The sequence below is a fragment of the Streptococcus parasalivarius genome, from assembly GCF_054785155.1.
The window spans coordinates 1-22,641 of the sequence record NZ_BAABOB010000013.1; the positions used below are offsets into that span (position 1 = coordinate 1).

Below are 22,641 nucleotides of genomic sequence, written 5' to 3' on the forward strand. Positions count from 1 at the left end.
GCGTTGTTTTTGCGTACACTTTTTACACTGAACCTTAGTTCAAAAATAGACAAATTCCTTAGTTTGACTATGGAATTCGATCTATTTTTTATCAAATGCCTTGACATGCTTGACAAATGGTAGAAAAAGACAAAGAAAAATCCAGGTTTCCCAGCCTGGATTTTTCGCTCGAAAGAAGACTTCTTAGACTTGTTTACTCGAAGCCTAAAATGTGTCCAGAAAATCGTATCTTAACACATACACTATAACTAACTTCAAAAAACACCATATCCCCATATGACATTTCCTTAAATATTGTAACATGTCAGTGGGAAATGACAAGTCGTCCTCTTTCTCATAAAACCTAAAATCCTAATCATAGTCTTTGTTATCCCATTTTACGCAATCGATTGCGTAATTTTGAAAGCGCAAACTTTATTTTTTCTGAAAGTCTTTACAAATTTTTTGAGACTTTGAAAAAAGATAGTGATAAAGCTATCAACTATCTTTCATGAAAATATAATCTATTTTTAGTCTAAATCAAGGTCTTTCAGTTTGACTGAAACGATTTTCGAGACACCTGATTCCTGCATGGTTACTCCATAAATAGAGTCTGCTGCAGACATAGTTCCCTTACGGTGGGTAACTACGATAAATTGACTTGACTTGTCAAAACGATTAAGGTAGTCACCGAAGCGTTTAACATTGGCTTCATCCAAAGCCGCTTCTACTTCGTCTAGGATAACAAATGGAATAGTCTTAACACGAATGATGGCAAAGAGAAGGGCCAGAGCTGACAAGGCCTTCTCACCACCAGACATAAGGTTAAGTGATTGAATTTTCTTACCTGGTGGCTGAACTGAAATTTCTACTCCAGCCTCTAGGAGATTGTCAGAGGTCAAAATCAAGTCAGCTGAACCTCCACCAAACATCTGGGTAAAGGTCTGTTTAAAGCTTTCTCGGATAGCCTCAAAGGTTGTTTTAAAGCGTGATTTCACTTCATCATCCATGTCATTAATGGTATTCAGAAGGAGACTCTTAGCTTCGAGCAAATCATCCTTTTGGCCGTTCAAGAAATCAAGACGTTGCTTAACCTCTTCAAATTGGGCAATAGCATTCACATTGACTGGCCCCAAAGCTTTAATCGAACGCTCAAGAACTTGCAGATTCTGGCGGGTTTGTTCGACATTGTCAAGAGGTCTAGCCTGACCTTTGGCTGCTTCGAGCGTCATCTGATAATCTTCAGCCAACTGAGTCGCAAACTTACGAAGTGATTGACTAATCTGACTTTCACGTTCTTCCAAGCGAGTCTGTTGACGAATCAAATCCTCGTTACGATTGCCAGCTTTTGCCAAACGTTCCTCCAAATCCTCCAACTGACCTTCGTAATCTTGCACCTGAATCTTGGCACGGACAAGAGCTTGTTCCAAATCGTCTTTACGTTGAACAGCCTCTTTATGCTGCGCTTGCAGATGGGGAAGGCGGTCAGTTTGGTCTTCATCAACCTGGTTGTTAAGGAGCGCCTTAAGACTATCCGATTCTTTCATTAACTCAGATAAGTCAGCTTGAAGACGATTGCTTTCTGTCTTCGCAAAACGCAATTCTGCCTGCAAGTCACGTTCCTTCAACTGAAGTTCAGATTGCTTGTCTAGGAGAACCTGTTTTTGTTGACCAAGAGCATCTTTGTCTTCCTTAATGGCCTCAATACGGTCGTTAATGGCCTCACGCTTGGATGCAATTTGCGCTAACTCAGTTTTAAGTTGCTCAGCCTTATCTTGCAGATTTGCACCTTCAGTTCCCTGAGAATCCTGTTTGAAACTATCTACTAAGGCTTGATTTTTCTCTACATCTGACAAGGCTTGTTGATGTTCTAAGCCTAGTTTTTGCTCTTGCAGACGAGCATTCTCACCATCTACCTTAAGATCTTCTAGCTCTTTCTGTAGAGCCTTACGTTTAACCTTAAGGGCTTCAACTTTGGCTTCACTATCACTTAATTGAGCCTTAATCTGGTTAATTTCAGCAGTCAAGGCATCTAGTTCAGGCTTGATAAAGAGACTATTATTTTGTTTGTTGGTACCACCAGCAAAGGCACCACCTGGACGAATCTCAGAGCCATCAAGAGTAACCATACGCACTTGGAAACGAACCGCTCGAGCCGCCTTATTAGCATTGTCAATGGTATCAAAGATTGCTGTCACCCCTAGGAGGTTTTGGAAAATATTAGATAAGCGGTCCTCATAGGTAACTAAATCGGAAGCCATACCTATAAAACCTGGTGCATTGGCAAGACTTTGAGCAAATTGTCCATTAAGTTGACGTGGCTTAATAGTGGTCAAAGGCAAGAAGGTCGCACGTCCCTGACGATTTCGTTTCAAGTAGTCAATCGAACGCTTAGCAGCCGCTTCGTCCTCAACAATAATGTTTTGCCCGCTAGCTCCCATAGCAATCTCAAGAGCCGTCTGATAACGCGTGTCAAAGGTTAAGTGTTCACTGACTGCGCCAATAATTCCCTGAATGGATTGAGCATTTTGAAGGACAGCCTTCACCCCTGCATAGAAATTAGAATGATTTTTCTGGATAGATTCTAGACTTTGACGACGAGCATCTTTACTTTTAAGATAATCCATGAGGTCAAACATCTGCTTTTGAGCCTCTTGGTAGTCCTTATCAAGAGCTTGATAAGCCTGAGCCTTTTCTTTGTAGCTAGCTAAGAGGCTTTGAAGACTCGCTTGGGCTACTTGATAAGCTTTTTGGGCTTCGCTAGCCACTTCCTGAGCGGAAAGTAAATCCGCTTGAGCTTGTTTATATTCTTCAGCTTGTGCCTCAAGCGCTTGTGTCTGACTGTCCATGTCGTGGGTAACCTGAGTCAAACTGTTGGAAACTTTGGCTTCCTCCTGCATCAGACCAACATAGTCCTCACGTAAACGTTCAATAAGTGTATCTGGATCATCAGAAAATTGCTCTAGTTCTTTTTGAATAGCAATCAACTCTTTGGCAAGGCTATCCAACTCAGCATTCAATTCAACTTGGCCTTGATTAACCTTATCAAGGGATGCTCTTGCCTCTGCTTTCAAATGCTCTAGCTCACTGAGACGAGCTTCAGTTTCTTCTTTTTTCTCTGAACGCTGCTGACTCTCCATGGTATAAAGATCAATTTGACGCTCAAAGTCGCTAATAAGACGTGTGACATCCACCAAGGTTTGTTGGTCTGAAGAAATTTGTTCTGAAATTTGATGACGTTTTTGCTTAAGTTCTTGGTTTTCAGTCTCTAGACGATGACGTTCCTCATAATAGCTGGTTAATTTGTCCTTGACCTCTGCCAAATCCTCTTGCGTTTTGGACAAATCTTTTTTACCAACTTCAATATCGTGGACCAAAAGATTAAGCTGTGTCTGTCTACGCTCTTCATCTAATTCCAAGTAACGTTTGGCTGTGGCTGCTTGTTTTTTAAGGGGTTTAACCTGACCATCTAGCTCGTAGATGATATCTTCCAAACGATCAAGATTATCTTGGGTTTGATTAAGCTTGCTTTCCGTTTCTTTCTTACGTGTTTTATATTTGAGAACACCTGCGGCTTCTTCGAAAATAGCACGGCGCTCTTCAGGCTTGGCATTAAAAATTGCCTCAACACGACCTTGAGAAATAATGGAAAAAGAATCACGGCCGAGACCTGTATCCATGAAGAGGTCATGAATATCACGTAGACGAACCTTACGACCATCAATCAAGTAATCATTGTCACCGTTTCGGTAAATATGTCGCTCCACACGAATGGTTTCACCAGCACCCGCGATAAAGCCATCACTGTTATCAAGTGTGACCGCTACTTCCGCATAGTTGAGAGCCTTACGAACCTCTGTTCCTGCAAAAATAACGTCAGGCATCTTGCCCCCACGCAAGCTCTTGGCAGATGATTCACCCAGTGCCCAGCGCAGACTCTCTGTAATATTTGATTTTCCCGATCCATTTGGACCTACAACGGCTGTTACTCCCTTGTCAAAGATGACTTGCGTCTTATCCGCAAAGGATTTAAAGCCCTGCATTTCAATTGATTTCAAATACATGCTTAATTTCCTAGTTGTTCAAGGGCAGCCTTTGCCGCTGCCTGTTCAGCTAATTTCTTAGATTTTCCAAGACCTGTGCTGAGTTCCTTACCATCAACAGCTACCTGCATAGTAAATTCTTTGGCATGAGCTGGTCCAGACTCGTCGATAACAGTATAAGTAATATCAACCGTACCATTGACCTGAAGACGCTCTTGCAAGGCTGTCTTATAGTCCGTGACGCGGTCAAAGTTTCCCTTTTCAACCTGAGGAATCATGACCTGATTCAAGAATTTCTCAACAGCAGGCAAGCCTTGATCCAGATAAAGGGCACCGAGGAAGGCCTCCCAGAGGTCACCTAGGATAGTGGCACGTTCACGTCCACCGGATTTTTCTTCCCCTTTACCAAGACGAATATACTGCTCGAATCCGCAAGCCTTAGTAAAACCTGCCAAACTTTCTTCACGAACGATAGTACTACGCATCTTAGACATTTCCCCCTCTGGCTTGTTAGGGTAGCTATTGTAAAGATAAACGGAAATGACTAATTGCAGAGCCGCGTCTCCTAAAAATTCCAAACGTTCATTATGTGAAATGTTTAGGAGGCGGTGCTCATTGGCATATGAGGTATGGGTAAATGCTGTTTCTAAGAGGTCTTTTTGGCTAAAAACAATACCAAAATCCTGCTCAAGTTTTTGTTCAAGTTGATTCATGAAACTTCCTTTCTTTTTAAGCACACTAATTATAATTATATCAAAAAAAGCTGATTTTCAAGATAGAAAACTGCTTTTAGAACCTAATCTGCTGATTTTGTGAGATTTAACCTATTCAACTAAAAAAGCTGAGCAATCTGAATCTGCTCAACTTCATTTTCTTAATAATCTGGACGAACAACACCTGTAACTGTCTCACGTGTTGCTTCGACATCTTCTTCAAGGACAACCTTTATGATACGTTTAGCTTCTTCTGAAGTACATGCAACCAATGGCAAACGAAGTGGTCCAACTTCGAAACCAAGATGGTTGAGAACAGCCTTGACAGGTGCAGGACTTGGTACTGAGAAGAGAGCGTTAACTTTAGGAATAAATTTACGTTGGATAGCTGCTGCTGTCTTGAGGTCACTATTTTCAATAGCTTCAAGCATGGCGTGCATCTCATCACCATTTGTATGAGAGGCTACTGAGATAACACCGTTAGCTCCAAGGTTCATAGCGTGGAAGGCATCCCCATCTTCACCGGTATAAACCAAGAAATCTTCTGGTTTATGTTCGATAAGATAGGCCATATTAGCAAGGCTGGTACATTCTTTAACCCCGATAATATTTGGATGTTCAGCCAAACGAAGCATGGTATCAGGAGCCATTTCAACAACCACACGACCCGGGATGTTGTAGATGATAATTGGCAAATCAGAAGCGTCCGCAATAGCTTTGAAGTGTTGGTACATACCTTCTTGTGATGGCTTGTTGTAGTAAGGCACGATAGCAAGACCAGCTGCAAAACCACCAAATTTGGCAACTTCTTTGGCAAACTCGATAGAGTCTCGTGTATCGTTGGTACCGACACCAGCAATTAATGGCACACGTCCATTAACGATTTTCTGAACAGCCGCAAAGAGTTCCAACTCCTCATCGTGAGTAAGTGTTGGACTTTCAGCTGTTGTCCCCGCCAAAAGAAGAGCTTCTGTATGGTGAGCCAAAAGATGCTCAATCAATTCTGGAAGCGCATCGTAATTGATAGAGCCATCTTCGTGGAAAGGTGTGATAAGGGCTGTAATCAGTTTGACATCTCTTAATTGATCAATTGACATAATATTCTCCTTCAACCGTTTTCTAATCCTTTCCATTTTACCATAATTTTGACCAGACAGACAGATAAGTTAACAATTTTCTGAAAACGGGAGGACTGACTGTTTCAATATGATAGTCAAAACACAAAAAAACAGAGAGAAGTCTCTCTGCTTTATAGGATTCAGCTTGAATTTAGTATTCAAATACAATACTAAATCCTTACTGATTCCTGAATCATAACGCAGTAGTTGATTGGAACTACTCATGTTTGCAACATTCGTACTTCCTAATCAACTGTGCGGGAGGAGTATAAAAGTCCGGTGGACTTTTATAGCCTGAGCCTTAAATTATAAAAGCGAAGGAGAAATCAAACTCTTCGAGTTACTGATTTCTGAATCATGGCGCAGTGGTTGATTGGAACTACTCATGTTTGCAACATTCGTACTTCCTAATCAACTGTGCGGGGGCGAAACTACGAAATCAAACTCTTCGAGTTACTGATTTCTGTTTCGCTCCCTATTTCAATTCAAATTTCAATTCTGATGTTGGGCGTACAAGTCCACGTTCGTGAAGTGTTTCTGCGATTTGAACTGAGTTCCAAGCGGCACCTTTAAGGAGGTTATCTGAAACAACCCACATGTGGATACCTTTTTCAGCATCCAAATCTTTACGGATACGTCCAACGAATGTATCACGTGAACCTACAGCGTTAACAGCTTGTGGGTAGACTTGGTTAGCAACGTCGTCTTCAAGGACAGCACCTGGGAATGCTGCAATAGCAGCTTTCACTTCATCAATTGGTGCCACTTCTTTTGTTTCAATGTAGACTGACTCTGAGTGAGCTGACAAGACTGGAATACGCACACATGTTGCTGATACGGCAATGCTATCGTCTTCCATGATTTTCTTAGTTTCGTTTGTCATCTTCATTTCTTCGTAAGTATAGTCATTTTCAGTGAAGACGTCGATTTGAGCCAAAGCGTTGAAGGCGATTGGGAAGTGTTTCTTATCACCACCACATGGCAAGATTTCAGCTTTAACATCACGTGGGTTAACGCCGTCATTCAAAACTTCTTTCAACTCACGTTGTGTTTCAAGGATTGCTCCCATACCAGCACCTGAAACAGCTTGATAAGTTGACACAATAATACGGTCCAAGCCCCATTTTTGGCGAACTGGTTCGAGGGCAACCATCATTTGAATAGTGGAACAGTTAGGGCAGGCGATAATACCGTTGTGGGCATCAAGCGCGTGTGCATTGACCTCAGGTACAACCAATGGTACATCTGGATTTTGGCGGAAGAATGATGTGTTATCAACAACTACTGCACCTGCTTTAACGGCGTATGGTGCATATTTAGCTGAGGTAGATCCACCAGCTGAGAAGAGTGCAATATCAACACCTTCAAAAGCGTCCTCTGTCGTTTCTTCGATAGTCACGTCTTGACCTTTAAATTGCAAGACTTTCCCTGCAGAACGTGCAGACGCAAGGTAGCGAATCTTATCGATTGGAAGTGTTGATTCTTCCAACATTTTAATCATTTGAGCGCCAACGGCACCTGTAGCACCGACAACAGCAACTGTGTATCCCATAGTTAAACCTCTTTCGGAATTTTCTATCAATTTAGTTTAGTGAATCTATTATACTACGTTTAAGTCCAGTTGAAAAGGGTTAAAAGAGCAAGAATAACAGAAAAATCCCCTACCAAATGGTAAGGGATAAGAGGCATCTTTCGATGAGAGTAGCAGGTTCACACAACTACTCAAGGTCCGCTCCTGCGTTACAATTTAATGTAGACCTCCTCAGCGCAAAAGGCTCTAAAGAGCCAATCGACTCATCGCATGTTTCTATTCTAGCATAATGGGCGACAGTGTCAAGCTATGAATTCCAAAGAGATATCTTATCTTAACCATCTGCCTTATTTGCCATCATCATGACCATCTTTGTAGCCACGGAGATAGGCTGTTTTCTCTGAACTTGTTGTAAACTTACCAATAAGAGATGATTCCTTTAAATATGAATCATAATTATCGATGTCTTTTTCAGCATCCGCAAAGCCATCCTGATAGCCCTTGGTATAAGCATTATTATTGACTTTTGAATGGTAGGAATTTCCATGGCGATGATAAGAGCGTCGGCTCATATACATCCAAAACCAAGGATTACGGATGACATCCTGTTGGTAATAACGGTCGCGGGTTTGATAGTCGTCATTATTATCAAAAATACTTTTGGCTTGTTCATCCGAAAAATCATCGTTTTGCTTTGAATATTTTTTAAGTGTTTCATCATCACTAACTTTCGCACCCGATTGAAAGTTAGAGCGTTCAGAGTTATTTAGTTCAGGAGAAGACATCTGAGGCTTTGTGTAGCCTGAATTTGTATCAGCTTTTGACTTGTTGGAACTGTTACTTGCAGAAGACTGACTGTCTGAATGACTCTGGCTACTACTTGATTTGGAGCTAGAGTCGCTGTCCGCACCCAAACTATGCGAGCTACTAGAACCAGCGTAATGGTCATGGTCACTACTTGACTTGTAGCTCTTACTAGACCCACCCTCAGACTTAAAGCCTTTTCCTGAGTCACTATCAGAATGATGTCCCTTACTAGAGCCAAAGCCTGATTTGGATCCACTTCTACTACCCCTATTTGAAGAACGAGAGCCTCCACGTCGGCTTCGTAGAAGAATGATGTCACCAGACGTTTCTTGAGCTTGAATTTCTTGTACTGTTGCCAAAATTAGGCCTGACACCAAAGTCAATCCTAAGAGAGTCATTACTTTTTTCATTAAAAAATCCCCTTATTCATCTAATGGCCTTATTATACCATGGAAGAAAAAGCGGGGAAATCCATAAAGTTACATTAAAGGTCCAATCAAAGAAAAGAGATAACCACTCAAACGATGAACTAGAGGCATTTTAGACAAACTTTCCAAAGTGACTTCTTCTGAGAGAGCTTGGGTTTCCTCAAAATCTTGTTCAATTTTAAGCACTTCTAGATTTTTATAGAGATAAATCCCATTTTCAAAATTTTGATAGAGACTTCGGTAGTCTGTGTTAATAGTACCTACAACAGCTTGGTTGGCATCAGAAACATAAACTTTAGCATGGACAAAACCTGGTCTATAGCGGAAAATACGGACACCAGCATCCAACAAGGCTTTAAAGTAAGTCGTAGCAATATCAAAGGCATACTGTTTATCAGGGATACCTGGCATAATGATACGTACATCTACTCCTCGTCTGGCCGCAAAGGTCATGGCTCTTACGAGTTCGTCATCCAAAATCAGATAAGGGGTCATAATATAAACATAATTAGTGGATGTATTTAAAAGATGTAGATAAACATTCTCTGCGACTTTGTGATAAGTCAACGGCGAATTACCGTATGGAAGAACAAAGCCTTGACTCTCTCTTCTTTGAGGCTTTTCTTGTAGATATCGCTCCATATCAGCTGGATTATTAACTCCAGTCACTGACCACATGGTCAAAAAGAGAGCCTTGAGAGTTTGTACTGCTGAGCCGTCTAATCGAATCGCAGTATCCTTCCAATGACCAAAACGCTCTCGTTTATTGACATACTCATCAGCAATATTAACGCCACCGGTATATGCGACTTGACCATCAATCACTGTAATTTTTCGATGGTCTCGGTAGTTGTAATAGGTCGATAAAATTGGCTTGAGTGGTGAGAAAGTTTGAGCTTTAATCCCAACCTTGTGTAGCCTGTCGATGTAATCGTAGGACAAGGTGCTCATCTCATTCATCCCATCAAACATAACACGAACGTCCAGTCCTGCCTTAGCTTTATCCTCCAAGATGGCCAATATCTCTCCCCACATGATGCCTTCATCAATGATGAAATACTCCATGAAGATATACTGTTCAGCCTTTTTCAAATCCTCTAACAAGGCCGGAAGCATATCATCTCCAAGTGGAAAATAGGTCACCTCGGTATCTCTGTAGATAGAAAACTGAGCTGGACTATGCTCGAGAAAATAAGCTAAACGCTGTAGTTGACGATCACTATGAGATAAATAATCAGCTACTTCTGGATCGGTGCTTAAATAATTAGAAGCTTGCACTGTAGCATCCTCAAGTCGTTTCTTCAACCGTCTCACACCCAAATCAGCAAGTGAAAAGTAAAGCAAGGCTGTCCCAAAAATTGGAAAAAGAGCAATGATAATCAGCCAGGATAATTTGGAACGAGAATCCATGGAACGATTGAGCAAATAAAAGAAGGTAAAAACACTCAACAAGTGTTCCCATAAGATAATGGATGGAAAATGCTCTTGTAGACTGAGATATGAGAAAACGAGAAAAGCCAATTCCAGTAAGAAGAACAGGAAAATAGGTACCTTGCGATTAAGAAGACTTTTAGCCCATCTGGAGGGCTTTTGGGGTAACAGTCCAGCACTGGTTACTTGAGTCATATAGGATCCTTTCATGTATGGGAGACCACCACAAACTTTTCGGTCTCTCCCAGTGATTTTATTAGTATCATTTTAGCATATGCAAAAGGCAGGGATAATTAGCCATTGCGATTTAAGATTGATGGGGCACCTACTGTATCTTTCTAACAGGCCCATCCAAGATTTTTTGCATCCAGACGATATCGTGCCATTGCTCAAACTTGTAGCCAACTTTTGGAAAATGAGCAACTTGGACATAACCCCGCTTTTCATGCATAGCAACGCTGGCCCCGTTAGGAACTGCAATGCAGGCTAGGAAACACAAGTACCCACGCTTTTCAAGTTCCTCCTCTAGGGCATCATAGAGCTGGCTTCCCAAACCTCGACCACGCGCATCTTCATGAAGATAAATAGACAATTCTGTCGTCCAATCATAGGCTGTACGAGCATAATAGGTTGAGGCATAAGCATAGCCGAGAACTTGTCCATCCTCTTCTGCTACTAGATAGGGGTATTTTTCAATCGTCTTGCTAATGCGTTTTTCAAACTCTTGAACACTGGGAACATCATATTCAAAGGTAATGGCCGTCTTCTCAACATAGGGTGCATAGATGGTCTGAATAGCTGGTGCATCGGATAACTTGGCTGGACGAATAGTTAACATCATTTTCTCCTTCGACTTCATTACCTTTATTTTAAACTATAAGAAAAGAGGGCTCAACCCTCTTCTAACAAGTCTTGTCACTACATCAACGGAGCAACTAATCTAGTCAATAATCCTAAAGCCTTTTGATGGAACGGCAGATTTTCAATCTCGGCGACACTAACTCGATGACACTTGGCTTTGGTCGCTTGGAAATCTTCCTCAATGGAAACCACTGATGACGTTCTATAAAGATAAGTCGCACACTCAAAGTGATGATAAAGACTGCGGTAATCCAAGTTGATTGTTCCTACAACAGCCCTACTATTGTCACTCACAAAAATCTTGGCGTGAACAAAACCGGGTGTGTACTCATAGATTTTAACACCAGATGCTAAAAGTGTTGGGTAGTAAGTCTTAGCTAAGTAATAAGCTGACTTTTTATCAGGAATACCAGGCATGATGATACTAACATCAACTCCACGCTCAGCCGCAAACTTCAAAGCATGTAGTAACTCGCCATCTAAAATAAGATAGGGCGTCATGATATGAACAAAATCACGCGCATGATTAAGAATATCAATATAAACATTCTCACCAACCTTATCCTTATCCAGTGGGATATCCCCGTAAGGAACCACAAAACCAGGAGTATCAAAGGTCTCATGCTCAACCATATATGGTGTCACATCCAGTGTTTCATGTGAGTAAGTCCACATTTGAAGGAAGAGGACTAAGAAAGTATCAACCGCTGGTCCCTCAACCATGAGTGCAGTATCTTTCCAATGGCCAAAACGCTCAATCTTGTTGATATATTCATCAGCTAGATTAACCCCACCTGTAAAGGCTACCTTACCATCAATCAGCAAGATTTTTCTATGGTCACGGTAATTGTAATAGGTCGACAAGAAAGGCGTTACTGACGCAAAAACACGAGATTGAATGCCAATTCTCTCCAAACGTTTCTTATAGTCGAAACTCAAGGTTGAAAATTCAATCATGCCATCATACATGACGCGTACTTCCACCCCTTCTTGAACCTTCTGTTTCAAGATAGCTAGGATTTCACCCCACATCTCACCTTCGTCAATGATGAAATATTCCAAGAAAATGTACTTCTCCGCTTTAAGGAGCTGTTTCTTCATTTCCTCAAATTTGGCTTCTCCGCTTGGAAAATAGGTCGTCTTACTATGACGATAGACAGGAAAATGCCCATTAACATTTTCAAGATACTGAACCAAATTGTAGTTACTCGTGTGACGTTGCTTAAGCTCTTCGAGAGCTTTATCATCCTGTTTCAATATTCCACAACTGCGGTCAATATTGCTCTGAATCGCACGCTTCATCCCTGTATAGCCCAAATCTAGTTTTGTATAGGCTAGGAGTAAGGTTCCGATAATAGGGAAAGGTAAAACAATCAGCAACCAAGTATTAACAGCCGTTGATTCCATATCACTTTGGAAGAGATAGATGATGGCTAGAATACGAAGGACCACTTCTGTCACCTGCAGGTGCACTCTATACTGACTCAACCAAAGGTAAGACATAGCTACAACAACAAGCTGCAGTAAGATGATAAGGAAGATAATCGTAGCACGACTAAAGATACCTCGAAGAAAGCCACGACGCCCCCTATCATAAAGACGTTCAATTTTAGCTTCGTTTTTGATAGCAGGACTCCTTTCCCTTTTTAATTAATCTTATTATAACAAAAAAATGGCTTAATGAATTTAAGTTTCTTTAATTGTTATCTTCACTTAACTTATCTAATAAGGCCTGTGCTACTTTTTCAGGAATGCCAAGGGCTTGCATATCCTCAACGGTAGCTTTTTGGATAGCTGTCATAGACTTGAAGTGTTTGAGGAGTTTTTGTTTGCGCTTAGGTCCTAACCCCTCCACGCCATCAAGTTTGGAACTGAAACTATTCTTACTACGAACTTGACGATGGAAGGTGATGGCAAAGCGGTGTACTTCATCCTGAATACGGTGAAGGAGGAAAAATTCCTCGGATTGACGTGGCAAATCAATGACGCGCAAAGGATCCCCAAAGAGCAATTCATTGGTTTGGTGCTTGTCATTTTTCTGAAGACCTGCAACTGGGATAGATAGATTCAGCTCATTACGAAGGACATCCTTGGCGACATTGACCTGCCCCTGACCACCATCCATGATAATGAGGTCTGGTGGCGTTAAACCATCTCGTTTGACACGACTATAGCGACGACGAATGACCTCACGCATACTGGCATAATCGTCAGGGCCTTCAACAGTCTTAATCTTATATTTGCGGTACTCTTTTTTATTAGGTTTACCATTTTCAAAGACAACCATAGCAGAGACAGGGCTAGTTCCCATGATGTTAGAGTTATCGAAAGACTCGATACGGACTGGTGTCGGAATCCCCATAAGTTTGCCTAGATTTTCAATAGCTCCTTGAGTCTTAGCCAAGTCTTTTTCGAGGAGATCAAATTTTTGGGTCAAACTGACTCGAGCATTTTTCGTCGCCAGATTAACCAACTGCTTTTTCTCGCCTCTTTGCGGTTTAAAAACCTTGACTTCATCTCCGACCAGAGCTTCGACAGACTCTTGATCAATGTCTCCTGGAATAAAAATTTCCCTAGGCTTGAGATGCCGACTATCCAGGTAAAATTGACCCATATAGGTCAGAAAATCTTCCTCGGCTTCATTGTAATATGGGAACATATTGACATCACGCTGGATGAGTTTTCCTTGGCGGACAAAGAAAACCTGAACACACATCCAGCCCTTGTCCACATAGTAACCGAAAATATCACGGTCCTGCATGTCTTGACGGATAACCCTTTGTTTGGTCCTGAGCGTCGACACCGCCTCAATAAGATCTCGATACTCCGCCGCACGCTCAAACTCCATCTGATCAGACATGTCCTTCATCTTTGCCTTGAGCTGGTTGACGATTTTGTCATCATGACCATTTAGGAAATTCTTGACATCCTCAACCAAACCTTGCCAATAGTCCTCGGTGGTGTGACAGATGGTGTGGGCATTACATTGACCAATATGGTAATAGAAACAGACCTTGTTGGCAGGATTTTTACATTTCTTAAAGGGAAATATACGGTCCAAAAGCTTCTTGATTTCATTGGCTGCACCAGAGTCTGGGTAAGGGCCAAAATAAAGACCACCATCTTTCTTAACCTGGCGAGTAATCAAAAGCCTTGGATAGAGTTCCTTAGTAATCTTGATAAATGGGTAAGATTTGTCATCCTTGAGGCGAATGTTAAATTTAGGCATATTCTCTTGGATAAGATTAATTTCCAAGAGCAGGGCCTCAATATTAGACTCGGTTACGATAAATTCAAAGTCCGCAATCTCAGATACCAGAAGCTCCGTCTTGGTATCATGGCTTCCACGAAAATAGCTACGGACACGATTTTTTAGATTTTTAGCCTTACCGACATAGATAATATTGCCGAATTTGTCCTTGTGGAGATAACACCCCGGGTTGTTTGGGAGTAATTCCAACTTATGTTTAATCAGATCGTTCATGCTTTCATTGTAGCAAAAAAAGAGCTAAAAAGCTCTTCGGAATCACGGCTATCATAGCTTTACTTGGACAAAATCTTCAGGATTTCCTCATAGCTTTTGACTTGATAGGTTGGAACAGCTGGAGTCTCATTGATTAGGTTACTTGGATTGAACCAGACACTATCAATACCCGCATTATTACCACCCTGGATATCAGCAGTTAGACTATCACCAATCATGAGAGCTGAGCTTGGGTGAAAATCACGGACCTGATTGGCAATTTTATCAAAAAAGTCTGTAGACGGTTTGTGGGCACCCACCTCATCAGAGATGAAAATATCGTCGAAGAAAGGTAAAATACTCGAAGCCTGCAGACGACCACGTTGGATATAGCTAACACCATTAGTCGCTGCATAAATCTTGTGGCCACGGTCTTTAACGTTTGATAAGAAAGCATGGGCCTGAGGCAACTCCTGCCCCTGTTGACTCAAAAAATGTTGGTAACGGCCAGCTAAGTGACTACCATCTACTTCTTTTCCAAAATGCTCAAAGAGACGTGAAAAGCGCGTGCGAAGTAATTCAGGTTTTGTAATCAAACCATGGTTGAGGTCTTCCCACATGGCACGATTCATGGGAATATAGTGGCCTTTATAAATCTTGATTTCTTGGGAAGCCACACCAGCCTCTTCTAGTAGGAAAGTTAAGGCCAAATCTTCAGCACGGTCAAAATCTAGGAGAGTGTGATCGAGGTCGAAAAGTAAATGGGTGTAGGTCATGACATATCCTTTCTGACAGTTAAATCATCAGGATTTATTTTACCATAATCTAGCTATATATAAAGAAACACAAAAGGACGACCCACAGGCCGTCCTCTCTGATTTATGAAAAATAAGTATTGCTTACTTAATAGACTACCATTGTATCTGTTAAAGCTTAAAGAAACCTTAAAATAGGATATTTTTTTATTTTAAAATACAATTTTGCTTAAGCACCTAATATCACTAATTCATGGTATACTGGGAATACAAGATTAATCAGACGAGGTGTGTTATGAAAAATTTAAAATTTCAATCCGTTTTTGACATCATCGGTCCTGTCATGGTAGGGCCTTCCTCAAGCCATACTGCAGGAGCTGTTCGTATCGGAAAAATTGTTTCGGCCATCTTTGGTGATGCACCCACTGAAGTAGAATTTCAACTTTTTAATTCCTTTGCAAAAACCTATCGGGGTCATGGGACAGATGTGGCTCTTGTGGCTGGTATTTTAGGTATGGAAACTGATGATCCTGATATTCCGCGCGCACTTGATATTGCACACGAAAAAGGCATTAAAGTCTACTGGAAAATCAACAAAGATAGCAATGCACCGCATCCCAACACTACTCGTATTACACTAAAAAATGCTAGAAAAAGCATCTCTGCCACTGGTGTTTCCATCGGTGGAGGGAATATCCAAGTGACTGAACTTAATGGTTTTGCGGTCAACCTCAAAATGAATACACCTACACTTATCATTGTTCACCAAGATGTTCCAGGAATGATTGCTCTTGTGACTGATATTTTATCTCGTTATGGTATTAATATCGCTCAGATGACTGTCACTCGAGAAAATGCAGGTGAGAAGGCTATTATGATTATCGAGATTGACTCTCACCAGTGTGATGAAGCTGTCGCTGATATCGCAAGAATTCCAAATTTGCATAATGTGAACTTTTTCAGTTAAGAGGAGATTTCCATGTTTTACACTATTGAAGAATTGGTTCAACAAGCTGACCGTGATTACCAAGGCAATATTGCTGAACTCATGATTGCCACAGAAATCGAACTATCTGGACGTGACCGTTCAGAAATCTTAGAACTCATGACACGAAATCTCGAAGTAATGAAAGATTCTGTTCAGGCTGGTTTGTCCCCAGAGAAATCACCGACAGGCTTAACTGGGGGGGACGCTGCCAAACTGGATGCCTACATCAAAAGAGGTAGGACTTTGGCTGACTCTGCTGTCTTAGGGGCTGCAAGAAATGCTATGGCCGTCAATGAATCTAACGCTAAAATGGGACTAGTTTGTGCTACTCCAACGGCTGGTTCAGCTGGTTGTCTGCCCGCTGTTCTCACGGTTGCTATCGAAAAATTAGGCTTGAGCGAATCACAGCAACTGGATTTCCTCTTCACTGCTGGAGCATTTGGTCTAGTCATCGCCAATAACGCCTCAATTTCTGGAGCAGAGGGAGGATGCCAAGCCGAAGTTGGGTCTGCCTCTGCTATGGCTGCAGCGGCTATTACAATGGCTGCTGGTGGAACACCTTTCCAAGCTAGCCAAGCCATTTGCTTTGTACTAAAAAATATGTTGGGGCTCATTTGCGACCCCGTAGCTGGATTAGTCGAAGTCCCTTGTGTCAAACGTAATGCTATGGGCGCAAGCTTTGCCCTAGTAGCTGCCGATATGGCTTTGGCAGGTATCACATCTGCCATTCCAGTAGACCAGGTTGTTGACGCTATGTATCAGGTTGGTTCAGCTATGCCAACTGCCTTTCGTGAAACTGCCGAAGGTGGCTTAGCAGCAACTCCAAAAGGAAAAGCACTAGCAAAAGAAATCTTTGGTTAAGAATCCGTCAACATCCGAAAATTACGAATTCAAAACTATAAAAGGCAAACATCTACTAATAAGCAAAAAAAACATAGAAGCAAAAATGCTTCTATGTTTTTTCCTCTTACACTTCGCTTACATAAAACAAATAGCTTGTCTGTCTTAGCTGAATAGCCATTTTGTCAAAAAATGCCATGTTTCTTTAGCAATACTTGCAAGGAAGGTTGATAGACTAAATTTGTTAAATGTTTTTAGGAGATTGTCAACTATTGGAGCAATAGTCTTAGGTGTTTCCACTGGAGTCTTACTTTCTTCTTGCTTACCAGTATTATCCTGAGATGGGGTTGGTAGGGTACCTGTATTGTCTTGGCCACCGGTTTGTCCAGTTGGTTCAGAATCAGGAGACACTTCTGGCTGATGTTTGGGTTCATCTGGTTTATTGTCCGGATTTTTCTCTGGACTAGGTTCTGGATGTGGAGAAGGTTTAATCGTTTCTTCAGTAGTGTCACTGCTTGTGTTTGTCATTTTTTCAGTAACGAAGAAGTTTTTGAATTCAACGGCTCCATCCCAAAGACCGACACCTACATGGGCTTGATTAAAGTAATTATCCACGGCATCAAATTGATGATGGAGCACTTCCTTGCCATCGACATAGACTGTCATGGTGTCCTTGCCTTTCACAACCTTAACATGGTGGTACTGACCATCATTAATTGCCTTATCCAAGTGAGCTTCAGCGATGGTTTCACCACCAAAACGGAAGAGACGAACAGTATCATTGTCAGCAAATTGGACAGAGTAAGCACGGCCTGGTTCTTCACGTTCCGCAGCTACAAAAAGGTTGACCAAACCATGTTGGTATTTGACATCGATATCATAGTCAAATTGCTTGAAGCCATTACTTTCATAGGCCATGAAGAAGTCATTGGCACTGACATTGCTATCGTAAAGGGTATCGTCATCAATATACCAATTGCCAGTGACAGCTTTTAAGCCTTTGAGATTAGTCGCAAAATTGTTAAGCGTGATGGTAATATTAAAAGTCTTGGTCAATGAAGGATTTTCAACAGAGGTTGCTGTAACAGTGAGATGACCTTTATGAAGAGCTTTGAGAGAAAGTTTATTGTCATGTTCAGTATATGACACCAAACTTGGATCACTAACTGTCCAAGTCACATCTTGCTCTTCAGAAGCCGGTGCGAGGTAAACCTGCAAGTCCTTACTTTGACCAACTTCGAGGGTCAAATCACCTGCAACTGTGGTGTTCATGGCAACGGCCTTAGTGACTACCTTCTTGTCAGTCCAAATACTCTTAATTGGATAAATAGTAATGTTTGCTTTAGCTGGACCACCTTCAACCAAGACACTTGCTCCAACAGCTCTTGGGCTTGGGAAAATCTGGTTAGCACCTGCCACCGTATTACCCTTAGCAAAGACTTCCACACTCGCACGGTCCACATAAAGATGCAAGTCAATAGAACCATCTTCATTGCGAGTCACTTGTTGGCTATTCACCTTAGTAAAGGCATCTGAAAGGATTGTACCAGATTGGCTACGGTCAATAGACAAAGTTTCCTTGGTTAAATCGTAAACGACCTTTGTAGCTTGACCATCACCGACGCGAAGGTTAAATCCAACCGCTGTCGTGTCCTTACCTGGTACAAAGTGAGAAACCACTTCATAAGTGTCACCTGTGAAATCTTTAAGCAGTTCATTGTCAGAAGCTACTCTGACATTTTCAAAATACTGAGCATTATCTGTATCACGAAGGCTTTCATAGGCCTTAACAGGAGTTTGTGTTAAGAGGTAACGGTCGCCCGATTTAACCAAACCAAGATCAAGGTTAAGGTTAAAGGTACCATTAAATTTTTGACCAACAGTATCTGCAACTAGATTGCAATAATCTTCCCAAGTGTTCATCCAGTTGATTTCAGTCAATTGCGGGATGTTTGGATGGTCAGCTGTCCCAAAATCATGAACATAGTAAGTCATGGCAGCATAGGAATCCTTACCAAAATTCATGATTTCATCATGGTCTTGGTAAACTTCATCAGCTACAAAGGCCCACTTACCATCCACTTGTTTAAAGTCTCCAACCTTGTAAGAACGACCACCACGTGAGAGGACCCACTTGAGTGCCCCATCATTGGCCACAATTGGATAGAGGTCAGGACATTCCGTATGCAAATCCTTATAGGTTGTTTCAACCTGCCAGTTCTTCAAATCTGGTGAGGAATAAATGCGGAGTGGACCACCAGCAAGGACCATAAACCATTGGTTATCCCAGCGAAAGACCTTAGGGTCACGGAAATCTTGGTTTTGAAGAGGATCTTGAGACCAGTCAGCAACCACCTTGTCATATTTTTGCCAAGTTCTACCCTCGTCCTCACTATAGGCAATTTCAATCCGTTGCCCATTACCGTTTGAAGTGATAATAGCTACCAGTCCACCTTCCGGAGATTTGAAGAGGCCTGAGCTATTGGTACTATCAACCACGACAGAGCCTGAGAACATGTGACCTGTTGCATCTGGATAAAAAGCAATTGGCTCTTCATCCCAATGAAGCAAGTCTCGGCTAGTCGCATGGGCCCAGTGCATTGGACCCCATTTGGTGTCATCGTAAAATTGATAGAAGAGATGATAACGTCCCTTGTAGAAGACCAAGCCATTAGGGTCATTAGCCCAGCCATCCTTAACAGAATAATGATACTGATCACGGTAAAGCTCGTTGTAATAGACATCATCACTCTGCCTGCGATGGATATTGATGCGGTAGGTCAAGGTCACAGGACGGCCAAGCGAATCGGTCACACTACTTTTAATAGTAAAGTAATTGGCACCGATAGCCACTGGCAATTGAGAAATATCTGTGTAAACATTTCCCTTGGCATCTTCAACCTTAATGACAGCATTTGAATTATGCTTAGTGATGTCAAAGCCTACTGTTTCAGCATTGTGTCCCACATATTGAATATGAAGCGGTTCTTCGGAGAAGAATTGGGCTTGTTTTTCAACGGAACCTGTCTTTGAAGTCACTACGAGATTGTCAATCAAAGGAAGACTCTCATCGTCAAGATTGACATAACGGGTGTTTTTGAAAATAACATTGGCATTCCAATTAAGAAGTCCAAAATAACCTTCTGGAAGAACTTGAGGTTGGCCCTTGTCACTTTTTTGAAGAACAGAATCGCCTGTACTTGCGACAAGCACATCATTGACATAGTAAGATAGCCATTGATTAGCCGCAACTACTCTAAGATTATAGGTTTCATCAGCAGTTGGTGTCACATCTTTTTCATCTACAAGTTGAATATCCTGATTATTGACCCAACGCCAAAACTTAACCTTATGGTTCCCAGAGTCCACATTGACACCGTACATATTTTTGTCACTACTATCATTGTTACCACGGAAAATGAGGGCAGCTGCACCACCAGCTTCCTTGAAGGTCACATCCGTAGAATAAACAAAATTTTTACCCTCAGATTGAGAATAAAGGAAAGAGTCTCCCTTGTCTTTGGCATCTGAATGAATGCCATCAGCCTGCATTTCCCAGTGACCATTTTGATCTGCGGTCATTCCCTCAAGATTGGTAACTGCTTCATTATTAGGCAAATCCGTTTTATCTTCTGTCACATGAACAGGACTTGTACTATTGGTTTCAACTGGCGTTTCTTGACTGGTCTGATTCAAATCAGCTTCTTTCGTTTGATTAGGCACTTTTTCAACCTCACTAGCCTGTGTTTGGACTTCTTTTGGCTGATTAGGACTAGGCTGAGTGAGATTCTCTTGAGCTGTTTTAGCAGATTCGGAAACAAGAGACGGGCTAGGTTCTACCACCTGGGGGGCTTCCTTGGTCGTGCTAGAAGCAACTTCCACTTGAGGGGCAACTTGATGATCAGTCTGAGCTACCACCTCCTGAGGTATTGGGCTCACAGTTGCCTGTTCCACTTGGTCCGCATAGACAGGACCAGCCAGGGCCAAGCCTGCAAAACTTACCAAGGCACAGCCATAGACCCATGTCTTCCCACTTTTACGCATAAACCAATTTTTACAAACAGTATCATTCATGACTCTTCTCCTTCTTTAGAGTAACATTAAACGTTATCTCAGTTTTCATGAAAATTCAAAGTCAATACATTCGCCTTTATTAATAAGCCTATCAAAGTTTCCGGAAATATCTTTAGGGTTTACATTAAAACGGTAAACGCTTACTTTTAATATCATTATATCACTATAATCTGAAAATGCCATCTTTTTCTGTAATGTTTTTCATATAAATGAAAAACTTCCGAATTTGCCATTCGAAAGTCTCTTGCTTATGCTAAATCTGAGCCTGTTAGTAGGCTATTTCCAATAATACCAATGGTTACAATAGCGATTCCTAAGAATCCCAAAAGGCTAGGCAAAAGCAGCCAGTAAAATCAAAAGGCTAGCACTCCACATCCAGGACCCACCCGAAAGATTCATATTTCGATTAAAAATGATAAATTGCAAGAATAAGTGCAACATTTAGTCAAACTCATCCTCTAGAGCTTCACAAGCAGTTCTGTAAGCTAAACATTTTCGCGGTCGGTGATTGATATCATATAAGGCTTTGTTCAAAGCCTCCTCAGAGATAGCGGCTAAATCTGTTTTCTTTGGGAAATATTCTCTTAGTAAGCCATTTGCGTTTTCATTGCTTCCTCTCTGCCAGGAAGAATAGGCGTCCGCAAAGAAAAAGGGAATTCCTAAGTTCTCCACCAGAGGATAGCAGGCAAACTCTTTTCCCCTGTCTGAAGTGAAGGTTTTAAGAGTCTCTTTTGGAAATAGCCTACAAAGTTGTTTGATGGCTAAAAACATGGATTTGGCTGTTCTGTCTGGTATCTTGAAAGCTAAGTAAAAACGAGTTTTTCGCTCTAGAAAGTTCGCTAAACAGCCCTTACTTTTGCCTCTGGAAGACACCACAGTATCGAGCTCCCAGTGGCCAAAAGTCTCACGATTCCTGACCTCTTTAAGACGTTTGGCAATCGACGTGCCAATCCTAAATGTCCCACGTGTTTCTTTGGGCTGTCGACTTTTTCCCTTTCGGCGGAGGACGCTTAAATCCAGATCAATCAAACCAGCATAGAGCCAATTATAGATGGTTTTAAAAGCTACCATTGGCTTTTGTTCAAGTTGATAGCGACCACAAATCTGTTCAGGTGACCAAGAGGCTTTTAACCCCTTCTCAATTTTCTTTTTCAACTTTGGTGTCAAACAAGACTTCCGAACCTTTTGCCTAGCCCTGTGGTCGTACTGTTCCTGTGCTAAGACGGCGGAATAACCATTTTGGCATCGTCTTAACTCTCTTGAAATGGTAGACTTATGGACGCCAAGTTTACTTGCAATTTGGCAAGATTTCAAACCTAAATCCAAGTAAGTTTCTATCTTTATTCGGTCGGTTATGGTAAGATGGGAGTAGCTCATAGTTTTTCCTCGGGTTCTGTTTGTGTGGTTACTTACAGTTTACACCAATGAAACGCTATGAGTTTTTTTGTTGCACTATATTTTACAATTTATCAAAAAGAAAAACTGGCTCTATAATTTCTGTAGTGGGTAAAACCACTGTAGAGATTATGGAGTTTTTTCAATGTACACAAAAAGTCCCATAAGAACTATAATGAAAAGCGACCAAACCATCATTAGGAAGAACTTATGAG

The 22,641-nt window shown here is 41.5% G+C and carries 14 protein-coding genes; 2 read left to right on the forward strand and 12 right to left on the reverse strand.

The window, feature by feature from the left end; genetic code table 11:
* Nucleotides 1-509: 509 nt before the first annotated feature.
* The 10 genes from smc to ACYVQ1_RS09960 all read right to left on the reverse strand — a co-directional run bounded on the left by smc (nt 510) and on the right by ACYVQ1_RS09960 (nt 15,150).
* Nucleotides 510-4,043, reverse strand: coding sequence for a chromosome segregation protein SMC (gene smc / locus ACYVQ1_RS09915; protein WP_461250548.1), 3,534 nt, complete (start codon nt 4,041-4,043; stop codon nt 510-512).
* A gap of 2 nt (nt 4,044-4,045) precedes the next feature.
* On the reverse strand, nt 4,046-4,735 hold the full coding sequence (gene rnc / locus ACYVQ1_RS09920) for a ribonuclease III (protein ID WP_461250549.1): 690 nt from the start codon (nt 4,733-4,735) through the stop codon (nt 4,046-4,048).
* A gap of 161 nt (nt 4,736-4,896) precedes the next feature.
* Nucleotides 4,897-5,832 carry a 4-hydroxy-tetrahydrodipicolinate synthase gene (dapA, locus tag ACYVQ1_RS09925; RefSeq protein ID WP_013990425.1) on the reverse strand — a complete coding sequence of 312 codons (936 nt, stop codon included), beginning with the start codon at nt 5,830-5,832 and terminating at the stop codon, nt 4,897-4,899.
* A gap of 496 nt (nt 5,833-6,328) precedes the next feature.
* Nucleotides 6,329-7,405: an aspartate-semialdehyde dehydrogenase gene (locus tag ACYVQ1_RS09930; protein WP_461250550.1), complete on the reverse strand. Its 1,077-nt coding sequence runs from the start codon at nt 7,403-7,405 to the stop codon at nt 6,329-6,331.
* A 326-nt stretch (nt 7,406-7,731) separates the two neighbouring features.
* The gene (locus ACYVQ1_RS09935) at nt 7,732-8,601 is read right to left on the reverse strand and encodes a LisH domain-containing protein (RefSeq protein ID WP_461250551.1); all 870 of its coding nucleotides are present in this window, start codon (nt 8,599-8,601) and stop codon (nt 7,732-7,734) included.
* A gap of 69 nt (nt 8,602-8,670) precedes the next feature.
* Nucleotides 8,671-10,245, reverse strand: coding sequence for a cardiolipin synthase (cls, locus tag ACYVQ1_RS09940; RefSeq protein ID WP_461250559.1), 1,575 nt, complete (start codon nt 10,243-10,245; stop codon nt 8,671-8,673).
* A 130-nt stretch (nt 10,246-10,375) separates the two neighbouring features.
* Nucleotides 10,376-10,888, reverse strand: a complete 513-nt coding sequence (locus tag ACYVQ1_RS09945) for a GNAT family N-acetyltransferase (RefSeq protein WP_461250552.1) — start codon at nt 10,886-10,888, stop codon at nt 10,376-10,378.
* An 80-nt stretch (nt 10,889-10,968) separates the two neighbouring features.
* Nucleotides 10,969-12,519 (reverse strand): cardiolipin synthase, encoded by a 1,551-nt coding sequence (gene cls / locus ACYVQ1_RS09950; protein WP_461250560.1) that lies wholly within the window; start codon nt 12,517-12,519, stop codon nt 10,969-10,971.
* Between the two features lie 88 nt (nt 12,520-12,607).
* On the reverse strand, nt 12,608-14,395 hold the full coding sequence (gene uvrC / locus ACYVQ1_RS09955) for an excinuclease ABC subunit UvrC (RefSeq protein ID WP_461250553.1): 1,788 nt from the start codon (nt 14,393-14,395) through the stop codon (nt 12,608-12,610).
* Nucleotides 14,396-14,454: 59 nt separating this feature from the next.
* Nucleotides 14,455-15,150 (reverse strand): YjjG family noncanonical pyrimidine nucleotidase, encoded by a 696-nt coding sequence (locus ACYVQ1_RS09960; protein ID WP_461250554.1) that lies wholly within the window; start codon nt 15,148-15,150, stop codon nt 14,455-14,457.
* A 274-nt stretch (nt 15,151-15,424) separates the two neighbouring features.
* Here ACYVQ1_RS09960 and sdaAB point away from each other — a divergent pair, with 274 nt between their 5' ends.
* Both sdaAB and sdaAA read left to right on the forward strand, forming a co-directional pair.
* Nucleotides 15,425-16,096 (forward strand): L-serine ammonia-lyase, iron-sulfur-dependent subunit beta, encoded by a 672-nt coding sequence (gene sdaAB, locus ACYVQ1_RS09965; protein ID WP_461250555.1) that lies wholly within the window; start codon nt 15,425-15,427, stop codon nt 16,094-16,096.
* A gap of 12 nt (nt 16,097-16,108) precedes the next feature.
* Complete coding sequence (sdaAA, locus tag ACYVQ1_RS09970) at nt 16,109-16,978, forward strand: L-serine ammonia-lyase, iron-sulfur-dependent, subunit alpha (RefSeq protein ID WP_461250556.1); 870 nt, start codon at nt 16,109-16,111, stop codon at nt 16,976-16,978.
* A 144-nt stretch (nt 16,979-17,122) separates the two neighbouring features.
* On the opposite strand, the gene ACYVQ1_RS09975 is transcribed toward sdaAA, so the two are convergent.
* Complete coding sequence (locus ACYVQ1_RS09975; protein ID WP_461250557.1) at nt 17,123-21,031, reverse strand: GH32 C-terminal domain-containing protein; 3,909 nt, start codon at nt 21,029-21,031, stop codon at nt 17,123-17,125.
* 441 nt (nt 21,032-21,472) lie between these two features.
* Nucleotides 21,473-22,408, reverse strand: a complete 936-nt coding sequence (locus tag ACYVQ1_RS09980; protein WP_461250558.1) for an IS30 family transposase — start codon at nt 22,406-22,408, stop codon at nt 21,473-21,475.
* Nucleotides 22,409-22,641 lie beyond the last annotated feature (233 nt).